Genomic DNA, 15,972 nt, shown 5'->3' with positions numbered 1-15,972 from the left:
CCGCCAAGCCCCTTGCATTAAACATCAACAGACCAATCAAAAAATTCCGAGAGACAACTTCTCCCGGAATTTTTGTATTTAACTCGTTAATTAACTTTCGTTGAAATAGCTCCCAAGCCATCAATTTCACTGGTAATGACATCGCCAGATTTCAAGAATACTTGTGGATCCCGACCAACTCCGGTTCCACTAGGAGTTCCAGTGAAGATGAGATCACCAGGATACAGGTCAATGACGCCGGAAATATAGGATACAAGCGTCTGAATATCGAAGATCATCTGGTCAATGGTTGCCTGTTGGACGATTTCACCATTGACCTTGGTAACAACTTGCTTGGAAACAATGTCATCGGTATCGGCGATTGTGCTTATGTAAGGGCCAACTGGTGAATAGTGCTTAAATGACTTGCTGAGATCAAATTGAGTGCCGGCACCGTCAATTGACTGCATCTGCCGATCGGAAAGGTCTTGGCCGACCATGTAGCCGGCAATCGCATCTTCGGCGTCTTCACGGCTGATGTTGCGGCCACCGCGGCCAATGACAACTACTAATTCGGTTTCCCAGTCCACGGTATCGCTGCTCAAGTGAATGGCGTTCTGCGGACCCGCCAAGGAACTGACAAATTTGTTAAAGACGTTGGGGGCCTTAGGCTTGGCAGTTGCCATTTCTTTCATGTGATCAAGATAATTGAAGCCGATTGCTGGAATTTGACGGGGATGTTGAACGGGTAACTCAAACTGAGATGGATCAAGTGCCTTGGAATCATCGTTGTTAATGATTTTTTCGTCACTGACATCAATCAGAACTTTGGATACGAATCCCTGCCAATCGTTTAAAATGTCGTCGATTGAGTTGTAGCCATCAACTGGGACTCCCCAGAATTGATTATTTTGGAGAGCCACCAATGTTGGCTTATCTTCATACATTGCTAATTTCAATATAACCCCTCCTGGCATAGTCCAATTACAAATAGCGATATTAGTATACACCCAATTGTGAATGGGAACCAGAGTGAGTGTGTCCAGAAAGCGACTCGTTCTCAAACATTGCCATTCTTCCAAAATTGTCCCAATAAATGATTCAGCTGACGGTCATTATTTGAAACTTGAATATTTTGCCAGTTCTGCGGAAAAATTTGGCGATAACGGGTTTGATTAAATCGCCGATCCATCAGCACGATCACGCCTTTGTCGTCGTTAGTGCGAATGACCCGGCCGGCTGCCTGGCTGACGTTGTTAAATCCCGGAAGTTGGTAGGCAAATGAAAATCCCTGACCATTGAGTTGATCAAAATAATCCCTGATCAAGTCAGATTCTTCATTCATGCCAGGCAAACCCACGCTCACGATACCGACACCAATTAACGCGTCGTATTTCAAGTCGATTCCTTCAGAAAAAATCCCGCCAAGAAGGGCAAAACCGACTTTGGTTTGACCATCGGGGCTGCGAAATTCATCCAGAAATTCTTGTCGGTCGGCGTTATCCATATCAGGGCGCTGATTGACAACGGTCACGTCCGGGTAACGTTCCACAAAGCGGTTGAGGACTAAGTTCATGTAAGTGGTGGACGGAAAGAAGACCATGTAATGGCCAGCTTTTGCCGAAATCATGGTCAAAATGGTCTCACAAATTGGCTCGATACTATTTTGCCGGTTGGCGTAGAGGGTGTTGATGTTATTGGCGATAATGACCTGAGAATTTTTTTGTGGAAATGAAGAATTGGAAATCATGCACAAGCTCTCTTCTTCATTTCCCAGAACTTGTTGATAATAGTTAATTGGGCTGAGGGTTGCTGAAAAGAGAATCGCTGCCCGCCCTAAGTCCAAGCTTTCCTTGAGGTGCTCGCTGGGGTCCAAACAAAACTGACGGAAAACGATTCGATTACCGTTGACGATTATTCTGGTACGGTAAGTTTCGTCATAAAATTGCACCATCAAATAATAACTGCGACAGGCGAAGTAATAGTCAATCACCGCATCAACCGTGTCACTCGGCGGTTGAGTAGCTAACCATTGATGAGTAACCTCAATCAAATCACCGAGGGTAGTGTTGAAATTCGTTAGTGGTTCAAGCTGGGCAAGCTGGTGATCAACGGTTGCTGCAGCATCCTTACTATAACGTTTGAATGAGCGCTTCAGTGATTTGAGCTTGCTAATTAATTTGGCGTTCGCAGCTTTTTTACGTGATAACAGCTTGATTAAGGGGTCAATCGGGGTTGACTCCAAGGTGGCTGAGTACATTTCTCTTGATCGTTGGACCAGGTTATGGACTTCATCGATCAGAAAACAGTTGTCTTTATCGGGAACCGAAAAGAATCGCTGTAAGTGGACTTGGGGATCGAACAGGTAGTTGTAGTCGCAGATGATCACATCACAAAATAGGCTGACATCCAGTGAATATTCAAACGGGTCAACCTTGTGCTTTTCAGCATATTTTTGAATCGTTTCTTTGGTGATTTGATTCTCGTTTTGGATGAGGTCTTTAATGGCGGGACGAACCCGATCATAGTAGCCCACCATGTAAGGATTCTCTTCGGGGGCAACATCCTTTTCTGCCGGGAAGGTGATCTTGTCTTTGGCCGTGAGGGTGATGCTTTTGAGGGTTAGCCCTTTTTTACTCATGATTGAAATAGTATCTTCTACAACGTGGCGCGTGCTTTGCTTGGCGGTGAAATAGAAGACCCGCCTAATCAATTCCTCGCCCATTGATTTAATGGCTGGAAAGAGGGTTGAAATGGTCTTACCAGTTCCAGTCGGCGCTTCAACAAATAAGTGCTTTTCCAGCATGATCGTCTTATAGACATTGGTTGCGAGTTGATGTTGGCCGGGACGATAGTTGGCAAATGGAAATTTGAGTTGTTTAGCTGAAAAAATTCGGCGCTCGTCAAGTTCACGGCGCAACTTGAGCCACTCTTTGTATTCGGTGATGAGGTCAGTAAAAAATTGATTGGCTTCATCTTTCGTGATGACTTGCTGCTTGGTGGTGATGATTTCATCTGGAGTTTGGATATACGTCAGCTGCATGGTGAGCGACGCCAGATCTTGATCCTGAAGGACGATATAGGCGTACACTTTCACTTGTCCCCAATAAAGATCGAGGGTGGACTGCGGGATCGCTGTGTATTCGAGATCGGACGTTTTGATTTCTTCAATCAAGATCTGGTCATGTTTGGTATCGATCCCATCCGCTCGCCCATTGATGACATACTCATCATTTTGATAATCAAATGAAGTTTTAAGGGCGACTTCAGCGTTGTAGGTGCTTGGTCGACTCCGCTGGATTTTTCGGTGAATCCGACTGCCTTCCTGAGGGGTGTTTTCACTGCTGATGACAGGACTCAAGTCGCCGGTTCGCAGTAAAAATTCAACTAGCTCGCGAATGCCAATTTGATGAACAGTCATGTTGCCCCTCCTTTCGATTTTTCACTGCCCTACATTATACAATAGCTGAACAAACTAAAAACACTATACAGTCGAAATTTGACGTTATACAATTAAAACATTGAATCCAACGAAATCGGAGGCAGTGATGGAACCGAAATTTGGTCAATTATTGAAAACTAAACACGCCCGATACTTTGCTTTGGGGATGGTTGTGACCAATAATCCCCAGCTTATTTTGGATAATGTCAATTATATTGGGAAAAAGAATTTTGTGATCCATATCAAATTTGGCGCCGGGATTACCCGAAAGGCACAATTGTTGGTAAAGGTGAATGGTCATGAGCTGCCAGCCTATCTGGATAAAACTGATCTTGAAGGCTTCAAAGCGGCTGTCTTGAATCACGAGATTGACTTATTGAATGCCGATGCTGACCAACTTAACAATTTTCACTTAGTTGAAGAATTGGAAATTGAAGATCCTAAGGACGAAAAGATTGCTTACGTGGCCAGTATTCGAGAAAATACCATTCAGTTGGTTGAAGCCTATTTGAAGGATTTACAGGCTAAAATTGATAAGTTGTCACAGCGGAAAGCCAATCATTATTTTTCCAGCAAGGCTCACTATGAACAGGTGAAGGATTTCTTATTATCGGTGACTCCATACATGGATCTGCGCTTAACTGACAACCAAGTTCGTCAAGATGAATGGCGGCTAAAATTGAAGTTGGGAGGCCAGTAAATTGATGAATGAAAAAAAGCTGCAGGCAATTGTGACCACGTTTGCCAAGTATCAGATTGCCATTGAAACAAAGGGGATGACCCTGACTAAGATTAATGGCCATGCGGTTACCTTTGACGCAACCAAATACATGCAGGACCAGTTGATTGAGTTGATTTGTAAGGTGATGGCTAACCAATTAATTGCTGAAGTGTGGCAGAACGAGCGGACAACTCCTGGGGCATAACAAAAAAGGACAAATCTTCCACAGAAAATATTGGAAGATTTGTCTTTTTCATTTGGATTGAACTGTACCCTATCTTAGGCTTGTTTTAATGTTTAGAATCGGCCGTTATCGAGTGCGCCTACGAATTGATCGTAAGCATCCTGTTCGTTGGTTTCCTCAACTTCAGCATCACTCAAGTCATTTGCATGAAGAGCGGCTTCATCGATATCAACAGTGTGAGTGAAGGTGGCGTTACCAATCAAATCAATGGTGTAGTCGCCATCGTTATTATGAACACGGGTCTTGACCATGCCACCTGGATTATAAACGGTAATGGTCTTTTCAAATTCAGCCATGCCGGGCTTGTTCAAGCAAAAGGCCAAACTGGCAGCTGACATCCCAGTTCCGCAGGCGTTGGTCATGCCGACCCCGCGTTCGAAAGTTTGAACAAAGAGGGTGTTTGGCCCTTCAACTTCCGCGAAACTGACGTTCACACCATCTGGGAAATACTTGTTCTTATGATTGAGCATGGAACCTAACACTCTCAGGCCATCAGGCTTCATTGTTTTGAAGTTGCCAAAGCCAATCAAGTGGGGATTTGGAACTGCTAAGGCCGTAAAATGAACGCCAACCCCAAATTCAGGAATTGGTTGGTCAATGATTTTGTCCACGCCAAAGTTATCAAATGGCAGGGATTCCTTGTTGAAAGAAATGGGTGAAATTTCAACACTAAAGGTTGGTACACCAGCCGCGAGGTCAGCTTCTTTATGAACATCAAGGTCACTATCCTGGGTCTGAACCTTGAACTCATCCTTGCCATATTTTTCTGACAAGTAGCGGGCAACGGTTCTTAAGCCGTTGCCACACATTGAAGCGATACTACCATCCGTGTTGATGACTTCCATGCTGCCAAGCGCACCATCATGATCTGAACTGTCGATCACTAATAAGCCATCGGCGCCATTCAGAAGACCGGCTTTTTCATCCGTGATGTGTTTTGCCAAGTCAACTCGTTCCTGATCGGAAAGCTTATTTTTTAATTGCGTTTGATCAAGAATGAAAAATTGGTTTTGGGATCCGTGGACTTTTAATAACTGCACCATCATGTGTTCCTCCAATTATGAAACTGATTTGTTAAACCTTTAATTTCGTATTACTAAAGAAGTGCTGGTAAATATATTTGACAGCATCATCGGCATCCGATTCGCGAGTCCCCAACATGATTGAAATTCGGGATGCACCTTGGTTAATCATGTGGACGGCGATGCCATGTTCAGCGAGGGGACGAATAATGTTCTCAATAGTACCAATTTTAGCACGCATTCCCTCACCGACAACCATAATGATCGCATAATCGTCAATCCATTCCAAAGTATCAGGATTGAGCGTCTTCTGAATATCGGCACACATCTTGTGAATGGTGTCGGTATCCAGCTGATTACGGTCGAAAATAATGGTGAGGTCATCAATTCCGGAGGGCATATGTTCGTATGATACGCCATACTTGTATAAAATGTTCAAAATTTTGAGCGTAAACCCAACTTGTTTGTTCAGCAAGTAACGATGCAAGTAGAGAGCCGCAAAGCGATTTGAACCGGCAATTCCAGTTACCGGTCGGGTTGGGGTGACATCTTTTTCAGGGACAATTAGTGTTCCCGGCAGGTCAGGGTTATTGGTGTTTTTGACATTGATTGGAACTTGACCCTGGATAGCCGGAATGATGGCCTCGTCATTGAACACCGAAAAGCCGGCATAAGAGAGTTCTCGCATTTCGCGGAAAGTCATCTTGGTGATTGGCAGTGGATGATCAACGATCTTAGGGTTAGCAGCAAAAATGGCATCGACATCGGTGAAGTTCTCATATAGAGTAGCATTCAGACCGCGGGCGAGGATTGAACCGGTAATATCAGATCCACCCCGGGCAAAGGTTGCAATGTAACCATTTTTAGTGAAGCCGAAGAATCCAGGAAAGACGAGCTTTTCATCACCAACTTTAATTTTTTTGAGGTTATCATAGGTTTCTTCCAGCACAGACGCTTGGTTCGGATCATCGCTGAGTAAAATACCGGCTTCCTTAGGGTCAACGAAACGGGCTTTGGTTCCTGATTGAGTGAGGCAGGCCGCAAAAAGCTCAGCATTTAATCGCTCACCATGAGCTTTAAAAGCCGCCATCAAATAATCATCATTTGGATAGGATTGTTTTGGTAGCGACTCTAATTTGGCCTTAATGTCAGCTAATACAGCTTCAGGAACATTGAATCCTTGGCCAATTTCTTCATAACGAGTGAAAATATCAGCAACATACTTTGGATCGGTATCGCCTGCCAAAGTGGCATTGGCATATTTGATGAGCAGATCGGTTACCTTGATGTCACCAGCAAAACGTTTGCCGGGTGCAGAAGTAACCACAACCTTGCGATCTGGATCGGCTTGCACAATCTGAACGACTTTTTCAACGTGGGCGGCGTCCGCAAGAGAACTGCCCCCAAACTTGACAACTTTCATTAATTTCCACTCCCTGGATGTTCCCATTAATTAACAATTCGATTAGAAATCGTTAAAACGAATTCTAGCATTTTTGAATGAATTTGCAAGAGTGAGAGTGAGCGGAGCAAAGCGGTTAGAAGTCGGATCCTAAGTTAACCCAATCGGAAATCCCCGGGCTTGGGATTTTTGATTGGGTTAGCTTAGGTGCAGACTTCTGCTTTGCGGAGCGGTCCTAATCTACGTAAAAAACAACCCAACCACCAACCCATCCCCCAAACCAATAAAAAATTTTGTGCAGTATTACAATTTAACTTTCTCAATTCTATCTGTACATCTAGTATTCACACACTATCTTGCATAAATTTCCACAAACAGTTGACACTTTATGAGAAACATTATAGAATTATGTCAATTAAATCATTAGAGGTTGCGACCAACATCAGTAACCAGTGGAGTTCCTACTTGGACTTTGAAGCTGGCAAAAGGGGCGGTTGCCGAAGCACCAAGGGAGGTAGCCTTTGGCGCGCTGGGACTTAGCTTAAGAGGCTTTGGACTGTCGCCATGGTACGCCGTGGCGGGGCGCTAACGACAATTGATAAAGAATATTATTGCGACTATAAAATTCTGAGTCTCTTTGTTTGGCTAGCGCCGAATGAAGGGACTTTTTTTGTAGAGTGTGGAACCAAGCGGTTAGGAATCGCAGCATAAGACGCCTTTAGGAAAAATTCCTGGGCTTGGAATTTTTCCTAAAGGTGCTTATGTGGAGATTCCTGCTTGGTGGAACACATTTCATCTATGACGCCAAGTAGAAAGGTGCCTACGTGCAGATCGCTGCTTGGTGGAACACGTTTCATCCATGATGCCAAGCAGAGGCCGCTTATGCGTAATCTTCTGCCTAACGGAGTAATGGCATTCCATAACAGAGTCCATGCCTATGCGTCTTATATGAATCAAAAACATTGAATCAAAATTAACAGTCCATCAACTACAAACATTTGGAGGAACCCAACATGAGTAATCAGCTCGATCAGTTATCAGTCAATCAATCAGGCCATCTAGAAATCGGCGGTGTCGACAGCCTTGATCTGGTCAAACAATATAAAACACCATTGGTTGTCTATGATGTTAAGGCAATTAGAGATCAGATTCATCATTTCCAAAAGGTCTTTAACGATAACGGAGTTGATTATGCCATCAGTTACGCCAGCAAAGCTTTTGCCTGCATCGCCATGTTTCAATTGGTGAATCAAGAAAATGCGCACATCGATGTTGTTTCTGGCGGTGAGTTGTACACCGCGATTAAAGCAGGCTTTCCAATGGATCATGTCAGTTTTCACGGCAATGACAAATCGGTTGATGAGTTGGAAATGGCTGTTGATCACCAAATCGGGGTCATCATCTTGGATAACTTCCATGAAATTGACTTATTGAAGCAGATTTTAGAGGAAAAAGACGCCAGCATCAATGTGATGTTACGGGTGACGCCCGGAATTTCCGCTCATACCCATGAATATGATCAAACCGGCCAGGTAGATAGTAAATTTGGATTTGATCTTCAAAGTGGTCAGGCCAGAAAAGCACTGGACTTAGTGCTGGCAGACAAACGGATGAACATGCTTGGCATTCACTGCCACATTGGTTCTCAGATTTTTGAAGTCAAGGGCTTTGAAATGGCGGCCACTAAATTGATCGATACATTAGGTCAATGGCATCAAGAAGTTGGGTACGAAGCCAAAGTGGTTAACGTCGGTGGTGGTTTTGGGATTCGCTACACTGAAGAAGACGATCCGATTGCCCCTGAGATGTTCGTGGACGCGATTGTCAAGGCGATCAAGAAACGAGTTGGTGAACTATCCTTACCAATGCCAGCCGTTTGGATCGAACCCGGTCGTTCAATTGCTGGCCCGGCAGGTTATAATCTGTACACAGTTGGCAGCCGTAAAGATGTTCCCGGGATTCGTTCGTATGTGACGGTAGATGGTGGTATGGGCGACAACATTCGTCCCGCTTTATACCAAGCCAAGTATGAAGCAGTCCTCGCTAACAATCCCAAGGCACCAATGAAAGAAACGGTTCGGGTTGCCGGCAAGTATTGTGAATCAGGCGACATCTTGATCCAAAAGCAGGCTTTACCCGCAACTAAGCCGGGAGACGTGCTGGCAATGCTGGCAACTGGGGCTTACGGCTACGCAATGGCGTCAAACTATAATCGTAATCCAAGGCCGGCTGTGGTATTTGTCGAAAATGGCAAGTCCCAGTTAGCAATTAAACGAGAAACATTTGCAGATTTAGTATCACTCGATCAACCACTACAATAGGAAATAACTCGAAGGAGAATCATAATGGATCAATTAAGCGCACGAGAAATCATCGATTTTATTGGTAATGCTGAAAAGAAGACGCCCGTCAAGGTCTATCTCGAGGGATCAATCAAGGACATCAAATTTCCAAAAACGATCAAGGCCTTCGCGGAAAAGCACACGGCTACCTTGTTTGGTGATTGGAAAGACGTCAAACATTTCTTGAAGAAAAACAAATCAGCAATCGATGACTATGAAATCGAAGCAAATTCCAGAAATTCCGCTGTTCCATTATTAGATGTTAAAGATATTAATGCCCGGATTGAACCAGGTGCGATTATCCGGGATCACGTCACCATCGGCAATAACGCTGTTGTGATGATGGGCGCCATTATCAATATCGGCGCGGAAATTGGCGATGACAGCATGATCGACATGGGCGTTGTCATGGGTGGCCGAGCCATTGTTGGGAAACATTCGCATATTGGTGCCGGCGCGGTGCTTGCCGGGGTGGTTGAACCCGCCTCGGCAACACCAGTCCAAATCGACGATAATGTGTTGATTGGCGCTAACGCGGTTGTCATTGAAGGCGTCCACGTTGGTGAAGGTGCGGTGGTTGCTGCCGGCGCAATTGTAACCAAAGACGTTGCTCCCCGTACAGTCGTTGCCGGTGTCCCTGCCCGTAAAATCAAAGATGTTGACGATAAGACAACATCTGAAACGGGTTTGGAAGACGATTTAAGAAAGCTGTGATTAAATGGCTCAACTCACTCAGGAAGCATTAATTGATATTCGCCGCCATTTACATGAACATCCAGAGTTGGCAATGCACGAGTTTACCACTCACGGTTATCTGCTGACGACGATCAAAAAGTTCAATCAACAGTATATTGAAATTAGAGAGGTTAAAACCTTACCGACTGCTTTGCTGGTTTATGTGAATGGCAGTGATCCTCAGCGGACAATTGGTTATCGAACTGATATCGATGCCTTGCCGGTGACCGAAGCTACAGGATTACCGTTCGCTTCCAAAAATCCCGGTGTGATGCATGCTTGTGGGCACGACATTCACATGACGGTGGCCCTTGGGGTTCTCAACTACTTCACGGAACATCAGCCAAAGGATAACATGATCTTCTTCTTCCAACCCGCTGAAGAAAGTGAAAATGGCGGTAAGGTTGCTTATGAATTAGGCGCATTTGAAGGAAAATGGCGGCCAGATGAATTTTATGGTTTGCATGACAATCCTGATTTACCGGCTGGCGCGATTGGCTGTCGGATGGGAACGTTATTTGCCGGGACCACTGAAGTGAACGTTGATCTGATCGGTAAAAGCGGGCACGCGGCTTATCCGCAAGATGCTAACGATATGGTGGTTGCGGCAGCCCAGTTCGTTAACCAAGTGCAGACAATTGTTTCCAGAAGCGTTAATCCAATTGAGGGTGGCGTGATCACCTTTGGCAAATTGGACGCCGGCACGATCCGAAATGTGATTGCCGGTCAAGCCCGAATCGAAGGGACGATCCGGGGGCTCACTCAGAAGATGATCGAGCACATTGTCGATCGACTACAGCAAGTTGCTGATGGGGTTGCCACTAGTTATGGTGCCAAGGTAGATATTCAATTTAATCAAGGTGGCTATTTACCAGTCGAGAATAACGACGAATTAACCAGACGTTTCATAGCATTTGCTAAACAGGACCCGAAAACAGAATTCGTTGAGACCGAACCGGCCATGACCGGCGAAGACTTTGGCTATCTGCTTTCGAAGATCCCGGGTACCATGTTTTGGCTGGGAGTCGATGATGACTCTCAACTGCATTCAGCGACCTTGAACCCGAAGGAGTCGTCAATTTCAAAGGGTGTTGGGTCAATTATCAGATTCTTGAATTACAGGATGAATGAGTAATCGATGAAGATCAAGGTCAATTAAGAAAGTAGGGGTTCTTATGATTAATGCAGATATTATGACAGCAATTATCACGCCATTTGGGGACGATGGGACAATCAATTTTGATGCCCTCGAACGACTCACCAATCATTGTATTGAAACTGGCAGTAAAGGATTTGTCATCGGTGGCACTACTGGCGAGACACCAACTTTGAGCCATGATGAAAAAATCGAACTCTATACCCGATTTGCCAAGATTGTGGCTGGTAGAGGAACGATCATCGCCGGAACGGGAAGTAATAATACCCGCCAAACGACTGAATTTACCGCTGAAGTTAGCCAGATAACCGGTATTGATTACGCTCTGGTAGTTGTGCCATACTATAACAAGCCGAACCAACGGGGGATGGTTGCGCATTTTACAACGGTTGCAGCTCAATCTGCTGTTCCGATTATTATGTACAATATTCCTGGCCGAACTGGCGTGACAATGACAACCGATACCATCGTGGCCTTATCTTCGAACCCAAACATTGCTGGTGTTAAGCAGTGTGGGTCAATGGCAGACTTGGAGTACTTGGTTCAAAACGTTGCCCAAGGATTTAACGTTTACACAGGTGAAGATGCCCAGGCATTATTCGCTAAAACAGTGGGTGCTAACGGGGTCATTTCCGTTGCCAGCCATATCTATGGTAGTGAAATGCGTGAAATGTACGATGACTTGGCTTCAGGAAACGTTGACGCAGCGGGCAAATTGATGCGTGATCTCACCCCTAAAATGGCGGCATTGTTCATGTACCCATCACCATCTCCAGTTAAGGCTGTATTAAACGCCAACGGGTATGGCGTCGGGGATTGCCGTTTGCCGATTCTCTCGTTAAACGACGAGGAAGAGGCCAAATTGGCCACTGCCCTTGGGGTTGCCCAATTGTCAGACATTCCGTTTGATAAAGCACGGGTTTAAATTGAAAAAATAATGGTTAAAAAGGAGTTTTTCCGATGATCAAAGTTCTAGTAGCTGGATTTACGGGTTCAATGGGTCAAAAGACGGTTCAAATGGTCAATGAGACTGACGATTTTGAATTGGTTGGCGCCTATAATCCCGAAATTGATAGGAACCATCTGCAAGGGATGGGGTTGAGTGACAATGTGAAAGTCTTCAGTCAATTAGATGATATTCAAACTGATGCGGATGTCTGGATCGACTTTACGGTTCCGGCGGCTGCATTTGAGAATACCAAATTTGCGATTGAACATGGCATTCATCCAGTTGTTGGAACTTCAGGTCTGAGTGAAGACCAAGTTAAGACGTTACAGAAGCTTGCAGCTGAAAGACAGGTTGGTGGCATGATTGCACCGAACTTTGGGATTTCCGCAGTGTTGTTGATGAAATTTGCTAAGGAAGCTGCGAAGTACATGCCGGATGCAGAAATCATTGAAATGCATCACGAAGACAAATTGGATGCCCCATCAGGAACGGCACTTTCCACTGCTCAAATGATCAGTGAAGTCCGTGGTGACAAGCCAGCACCAGCATCAGAGGAAACTTTGAAGGGTGTTCGTGGTGGTGACTATCATGGCATCAAGATCCATTCGGTTCGACTGCCAGGTTACGTTGCCCATGAGCAAGTGCTTTTCGGCAGCAAAGGCGAGGCCTTAACCATTAGACAGGACTCGTTTGACCGTGGTTCGTTTATGAGTGGGGTTAAAATTGCGGTCCCATTTGCGGCCAAAGCGACGGAGCTCATTTTCGGATTGGAAAACATTTTATAACAACAACAGAGTTAAAATAGATATCAACAACGGGAGGATAAAATGCCACAGTTAGATAGCAAAATTTCAGGGATTGTTAACAAGAACGTTGCGTCAGTTGCCCCTTCAGGAATTCGAGAATTTGATCAGGAGATTTCATCAGTTCCTGGGATTGTGAAATTGACGATTGGTGAACCGGACTTCGACGTGCCGGAACATGCCAAGCAAGCCGCGATTGAAAGTATCAAGGAGAATAAATCACATTATTCAGCCCAAAAGGGAATTATTGAATTGCGTGAAGGTATCAGCAATTATCTTCAAAAGCGGACTGGCGTTTATTACGATCCGGAATCGGAAGTAATCGTCACGGTTGGTGCAACGGAAGCAATTTACTCAGCCCTAACCACGATTTTGAATCCTGGTGATAAGGTGATTGTCCCAACCCCAGCATTTGCGTTGTATTTCCCACTCATCAAAGTCGCTGGCGCAGAATTGATTCCAATTGATACTTCTGACGATGGTTTTGTCCTAACCCCTGAGAAACTGCAGGCAGCTCTCGATGAGAACGGCGATCAGGTTAAAGCAATTATTTTAAATTATCCAACCAATCCAACCGGCGTTGAATATTCTGAGGCCCAATTGAAGGCGTTGGCAGACATTATTTCTCAGCACAAGATGTATTTTTTGGCCGATGAAATCTACTGTGAACTGACTTATGGGGTTGAGCATCACTCAATTGCCAGCATGATTCCTGAGCAAACGATTTTGATCAATGGCTTGTCCAAGTCCCATGCGATGACCGGATATCGGATCGGTTATTTAGCCGCTCCCAAGGACTTTATTACCAATGCTTCCAAGATGCATGCATTTGTTGTCACCGCCCCTTCCAATCCTGCTCAGTATGCAGCTGCGGAAGCTTTGAAAAATGGTTTGGATGATCCAATCCCAATGCGGGCTACTTATGAGAAGCGGCGGGACTACATCGCGGATCGATTGAAGCAAATGGGGATGCAAATTGCCTTTCCTCAAGGCGCATTTTACATCTTTGCCAAAATTCCTGATACAATAAACGAAACGTCAGTGGAATTTGCGACTAAATTGGCAAAGGAAGCTAAGGTTGGCGTGACCCCAGGTTCAGCATTTGGCCCTGGAGGTGAAGGTTGGATTCGAATGTCATATGCAGCCGCTGATGAAGATATCAAGTTGGCAATGGATCGCATGAATCAATATTTGTTAGAATTAGCTGAATAGGATAGCTGCGCAAAGCAAAAACTTCCGCCTAAGCACCTCCCGCAAAAATCCCAAAACCAGGGATTCTTGCGGGAGGAGACTTAGGCTCCAGTTTCTAATCTCACTATATTAGGACAGCTGCGCAAAGCAGAAAGCTGCGCATAAGCACCTTAAACTAAAATTCCAAAATCGGGAATTTCAGTTTGAGGAGACTTATGCTCCGCTTCCTAACCGCTTTGCTCCGCTCACTATAGAAAAGGAGTTTTATGATGAAAGAGTTTAACGTTGCAATTTTAGGTGCTACTGGTGCTGTTGGAACTCGGATGATCCAGCAGTTGGAACAATCAACCATTCCTGTAAAGAGTGTTAAGTTACTGGCTTCATCACGTTCCGCAGGTAAGGTGCTTCAATTCAAAGGCGAAGATGTGACCGTCGAAGAGACCACCCCAGACTCATTCAATGGGATTGATTTGGTGCTGTCTTCAGCAGGTGGCTCAACCTCTAAGAAGTTCCTGCCAGAAGCTGTTAAACGTGGTGCAGTGTGCGTTGATAACACCAGTGCTTTCCGAATGGAAAAAGAAGTGCCATTGGTCATTCCTGAAGTTAACGAAAAAGCGCTATACAATCATCGCGGTATTATCTCAAACCCCAACTGTTCAACTATTCAGATGGTGGTTTGTTTGGAACCCATCTATAAGAAATTTGGTTTGAAGCAAGTTATCGTTTCAACTTATCAAGCCGTTTCCGGTGCGGGTCAATCTGCCCTTAATGAGTTGATGGAAGAATCTCAACAAGTCTTGAACGGCGAACCAACTGATCCAAAGATTTTGCCAACTAAGGGTGACAAAAAGCATTACCAAATGGCCTTTAACCTCTTACCTCAAATTGATGTCTTCGAACAAGATGGCTATTACACTCATGAAGAGTGGAAGATGATCCACGAAACTAAGAAGATCATGTTGGACGACATGGATGCCAAGGACATCAAGGTAACAGCAACTTGTGTCCGAGTGCCAATCCGAATTGCTCATGGGGAATCAGTCTACATTGAGGTTGCCGACAAGAGTGCAACGACTGATCAGATTAAGGATGCGATGGCCCAAGCTGATGGCGTTGTCTTACAAGATGACACGGCTCACCAAATCTACCCACAGTCAATTAATGCTGAGGGTAAACGGGAAACGTTTGTTGGCCGGGTTCGCCCTGATTATGAAAACGAAGGGGCCTTCAACATGTGGGTTGTTTCTGACAACTTGTTAAAAGGTGCTGCCTGGAATGCTGTTCAGATTGCTGAACGATTAGTTGCTGATGATCTGGTGAGAGTACCGGACAATCCTTATTTGGGCTAGTGAGCGACTAGCACCAGTCACGTCGGCGCTGTTGGTCTATAGGCAAGATAAAATCATTTCTCTCAATTTAAAGAATTAACAAAAGGGTTGACCAATTTTTTCGAAGTGGTTGGCCCTTTTTACGTAATAAAAAAGCGAGACTCGGAATTTGAATGTCCCGGTCTCACTAATTGGCGATCAAAATAGTGATTGGATTTTTCATATACGACATATTTTGATATCTTACACTATATGTCGTATATGAAAGAAACGATAAGAATAGCAAAATGACTAAGCAAAGCCAATGATTAATTTTTTGTTGGCCGCATGGGCAATTTTTTCCATGTTTTTCATTGTGATATTGCCATTACCAGTTTCCCAACGAGCAATCGTTGGTTGAGGAACCCCGATTCGGTCTGCCAATTGCTGCTGGGTTAAATTGAGCGACTTACGAAGGTCAATGATTGCGGTTGCGTAATCAAATTGTTGGTCGTAGTATGCAATCTGCTTTTCCAAGCCGGGACGTTCCTTCGTAAAAATTTTAATGAAAGGATTCGCAGAAATCTCCTGATTTTAACCAGGTAGATGAATGCACAAACTAACACCAAAAGGTGTTATCAGCGTTGATTATCGATATAGTGTTCAACAACTTCCCTGA

General features: G+C 44.7%; 14 protein-coding genes and 1 riboswitch. Of the genes, 9 read left to right on the top strand and 5 right to left on the bottom strand.

Annotated features, from left to right (window positions below; translation table 11 throughout):
• Nucleotides 1–86: 86 nt before the first annotated feature.
• Nucleotides 87–938 (bottom strand): fumarylacetoacetate hydrolase family protein, encoded by an 852-nt coding sequence (locus KTE19_RS06080; RefSeq protein ID WP_217163444.1) that lies wholly within the window; start codon nucleotides 936–938, stop codon nucleotides 87–89.
• Nucleotides 939–1,039: 101 nt separating this feature from the next.
• Complete coding sequence (locus tag KTE19_RS06075) at nucleotides 1,040–3,400, bottom strand: ATP-dependent DNA helicase (protein WP_217163446.1); 2,361 nt, start codon at nucleotides 3,398–3,400, stop codon at nucleotides 1,040–1,042.
• Nucleotides 3,401–3,527: 127 nt separating this feature from the next.
• On the opposite strand from KTE19_RS06075, the gene KTE19_RS06070 reads away from it, so the two are divergent.
• Both KTE19_RS06070 and KTE19_RS06065 read left to right on the top strand, forming a co-directional pair.
• Nucleotides 3,528–4,121, top strand: a complete 594-nt coding sequence (locus KTE19_RS06070; protein WP_217163448.1) for a hypothetical protein — start codon at nucleotides 3,528–3,530, stop codon at nucleotides 4,119–4,121.
• Between the two features lie 4 nt (nucleotides 4,122–4,125).
• Nucleotides 4,126–4,347 (top strand): hypothetical protein, encoded by a 222-nt coding sequence (locus tag KTE19_RS06065; RefSeq protein WP_347339403.1) that lies wholly within the window; start codon nucleotides 4,126–4,128, stop codon nucleotides 4,345–4,347.
• Nucleotides 4,348–4,439: 92 nt separating this feature from the next.
• Here the strand turns inward: KTE19_RS06065 and dapF are convergent, their stop codons facing one another.
• On the bottom strand, nucleotides 4,440–5,429 hold the full coding sequence (gene dapF / locus KTE19_RS06060; RefSeq protein WP_217341858.1) for a diaminopimelate epimerase: 990 nt from the start codon (nucleotides 5,427–5,429) through the stop codon (nucleotides 4,440–4,442).
• Between the two features lie 31 nt (nucleotides 5,430–5,460).
• Complete coding sequence (locus KTE19_RS06055; protein ID WP_217341849.1) at nucleotides 5,461–6,831, bottom strand: aspartate kinase; 1,371 nt, start codon at nucleotides 6,829–6,831, stop codon at nucleotides 5,461–5,463.
• A 395-nt stretch (nucleotides 6,832–7,226) separates the two neighbouring features.
• Nucleotides 7,227–7,406, top strand: a riboswitch (Lysine riboswitch).
• A gap of 417 nt (nucleotides 7,407–7,823) precedes the next feature.
• Between KTE19_RS06055 and lysA the strand changes: the two genes are divergently transcribed.
• The 7 genes from lysA (at nucleotide 7,824) to KTE19_RS06020 (ending at nucleotide 15,335) form a co-directional block, all read left to right on the top strand.
• Nucleotides 7,824–9,131 (top strand): diaminopimelate decarboxylase, encoded by a 1,308-nt coding sequence (gene lysA, locus KTE19_RS06050; protein ID WP_217341848.1) that lies wholly within the window; start codon nucleotides 7,824–7,826, stop codon nucleotides 9,129–9,131.
• 24 nt (nucleotides 9,132–9,155) lie between these two features.
• The gene (gene dapD / locus KTE19_RS06045) at nucleotides 9,156–9,866 is read left to right on the top strand and encodes a 2,3,4,5-tetrahydropyridine-2,6-dicarboxylate N-acetyltransferase (RefSeq protein WP_217165010.1); all 711 of its coding nucleotides are present in this window, start codon (nucleotides 9,156–9,158) and stop codon (nucleotides 9,864–9,866) included.
• A gap of 4 nt (nucleotides 9,867–9,870) precedes the next feature.
• On the top strand, nucleotides 9,871–11,022 hold the full coding sequence (locus tag KTE19_RS06040; protein WP_217341847.1) for an N-acetyldiaminopimelate deacetylase: 1,152 nt from the start codon (nucleotides 9,871–9,873) through the stop codon (nucleotides 11,020–11,022).
• Between the two features lie 40 nt (nucleotides 11,023–11,062).
• Complete coding sequence (dapA, locus tag KTE19_RS06035; protein WP_217341846.1) at nucleotides 11,063–11,968, top strand: 4-hydroxy-tetrahydrodipicolinate synthase; 906 nt, start codon at nucleotides 11,063–11,065, stop codon at nucleotides 11,966–11,968.
• Nucleotides 11,969–12,003: 35 nt separating this feature from the next.
• Nucleotides 12,004–12,777 carry a 4-hydroxy-tetrahydrodipicolinate reductase gene (gene dapB / locus KTE19_RS06030; protein ID WP_217341845.1) on the top strand — a complete coding sequence of 258 codons (774 nt, stop codon included), beginning with the start codon at nucleotides 12,004–12,006 and terminating at the stop codon, nucleotides 12,775–12,777.
• 42 nt (nucleotides 12,778–12,819) lie between these two features.
• Nucleotides 12,820–14,007 (top strand): aminotransferase class I/II-fold pyridoxal phosphate-dependent enzyme, encoded by a 1,188-nt coding sequence (locus KTE19_RS06025; RefSeq protein WP_217341844.1) that lies wholly within the window; start codon nucleotides 12,820–12,822, stop codon nucleotides 14,005–14,007.
• 245 nt (nucleotides 14,008–14,252) lie between these two features.
• Nucleotides 14,253–15,335 carry an aspartate-semialdehyde dehydrogenase gene (locus tag KTE19_RS06020; RefSeq protein ID WP_217165020.1) on the top strand — a complete coding sequence of 361 codons (1,083 nt, stop codon included), beginning with the start codon at nucleotides 14,253–14,255 and terminating at the stop codon, nucleotides 15,333–15,335.
• Between the two features lie 270 nt (nucleotides 15,336–15,605).
• On the opposite strand, the gene KTE19_RS06015 is transcribed toward KTE19_RS06020, so the two are convergent.
• Nucleotides 15,606–15,830: a helix-turn-helix transcriptional regulator gene (locus tag KTE19_RS06015; RefSeq protein WP_217165022.1), complete on the bottom strand. Its 225-nt coding sequence runs from the start codon at nucleotides 15,828–15,830 to the stop codon at nucleotides 15,606–15,608.
• Nucleotides 15,831–15,972 lie beyond the last annotated feature (142 nt).

Origin of the sequence: Lentilactobacillus dabitei (assembly GCF_019061365.1) — a bacterium.
GTDB classification, from domain to species: Bacteria; Bacillota; Bacilli; order Lactobacillales; family Lactobacillaceae; genus Lentilactobacillus; species Lentilactobacillus dabitei.
This window is presented reverse-complemented; position numbering and strand designations above follow the sequence as displayed.

Excerpts from the sequence above, each read along its gene's own strand:
- KTE19_RS06075 (WP_217163446.1), bottom strand. The coding sequence starts at position 3,400 with ATGACTGTTCATCAAATTGGCATTCGCGAGCTAGTTGAATTTTTACTG.
- KTE19_RS06070 (WP_217163448.1), top strand. The coding sequence starts at position 3,528 with ATGGAACCGAAATTTGGTCAATTATTGAAAACTAAACACGCCCGATAC.
- KTE19_RS06065 (WP_347339403.1), top strand. The coding sequence starts at position 4,126 with ATGAATGAAAAAAAGCTGCAGGCAATTGTGACCACGTTTGCCAAGTAT.
- dapF (WP_217341858.1), bottom strand. The coding sequence starts at position 5,429 with ATGGTGCAGTTATTAAAAGTCCACGGATCCCAAAACCAATTTTTCATT.
- KTE19_RS06055 (WP_217341849.1), bottom strand. The coding sequence starts at position 6,831 with ATGAAAGTTGTCAAGTTTGGGGGCAGTTCTCTTGCGGACGCCGCCCAC.
- lysA (WP_217341848.1), top strand. The coding sequence starts at position 7,824 with ATGAGTAATCAGCTCGATCAGTTATCAGTCAATCAATCAGGCCATCTA.
- dapD (WP_217165010.1), top strand. The coding sequence starts at position 9,156 with ATGGATCAATTAAGCGCACGAGAAATCATCGATTTTATTGGTAATGCT.
- KTE19_RS06040 (WP_217341847.1), top strand. The coding sequence starts at position 9,871 with ATGGCTCAACTCACTCAGGAAGCATTAATTGATATTCGCCGCCATTTA.
- dapA (WP_217341846.1), top strand. The coding sequence starts at position 11,063 with ATGATTAATGCAGATATTATGACAGCAATTATCACGCCATTTGGGGAC.
- dapB (WP_217341845.1), top strand. The coding sequence starts at position 12,004 with ATGATCAAAGTTCTAGTAGCTGGATTTACGGGTTCAATGGGTCAAAAG.
- KTE19_RS06025 (WP_217341844.1), top strand. The coding sequence starts at position 12,820 with ATGCCACAGTTAGATAGCAAAATTTCAGGGATTGTTAACAAGAACGTT.
- KTE19_RS06020 (WP_217165020.1), top strand. The coding sequence starts at position 14,253 with ATGATGAAAGAGTTTAACGTTGCAATTTTAGGTGCTACTGGTGCTGTT.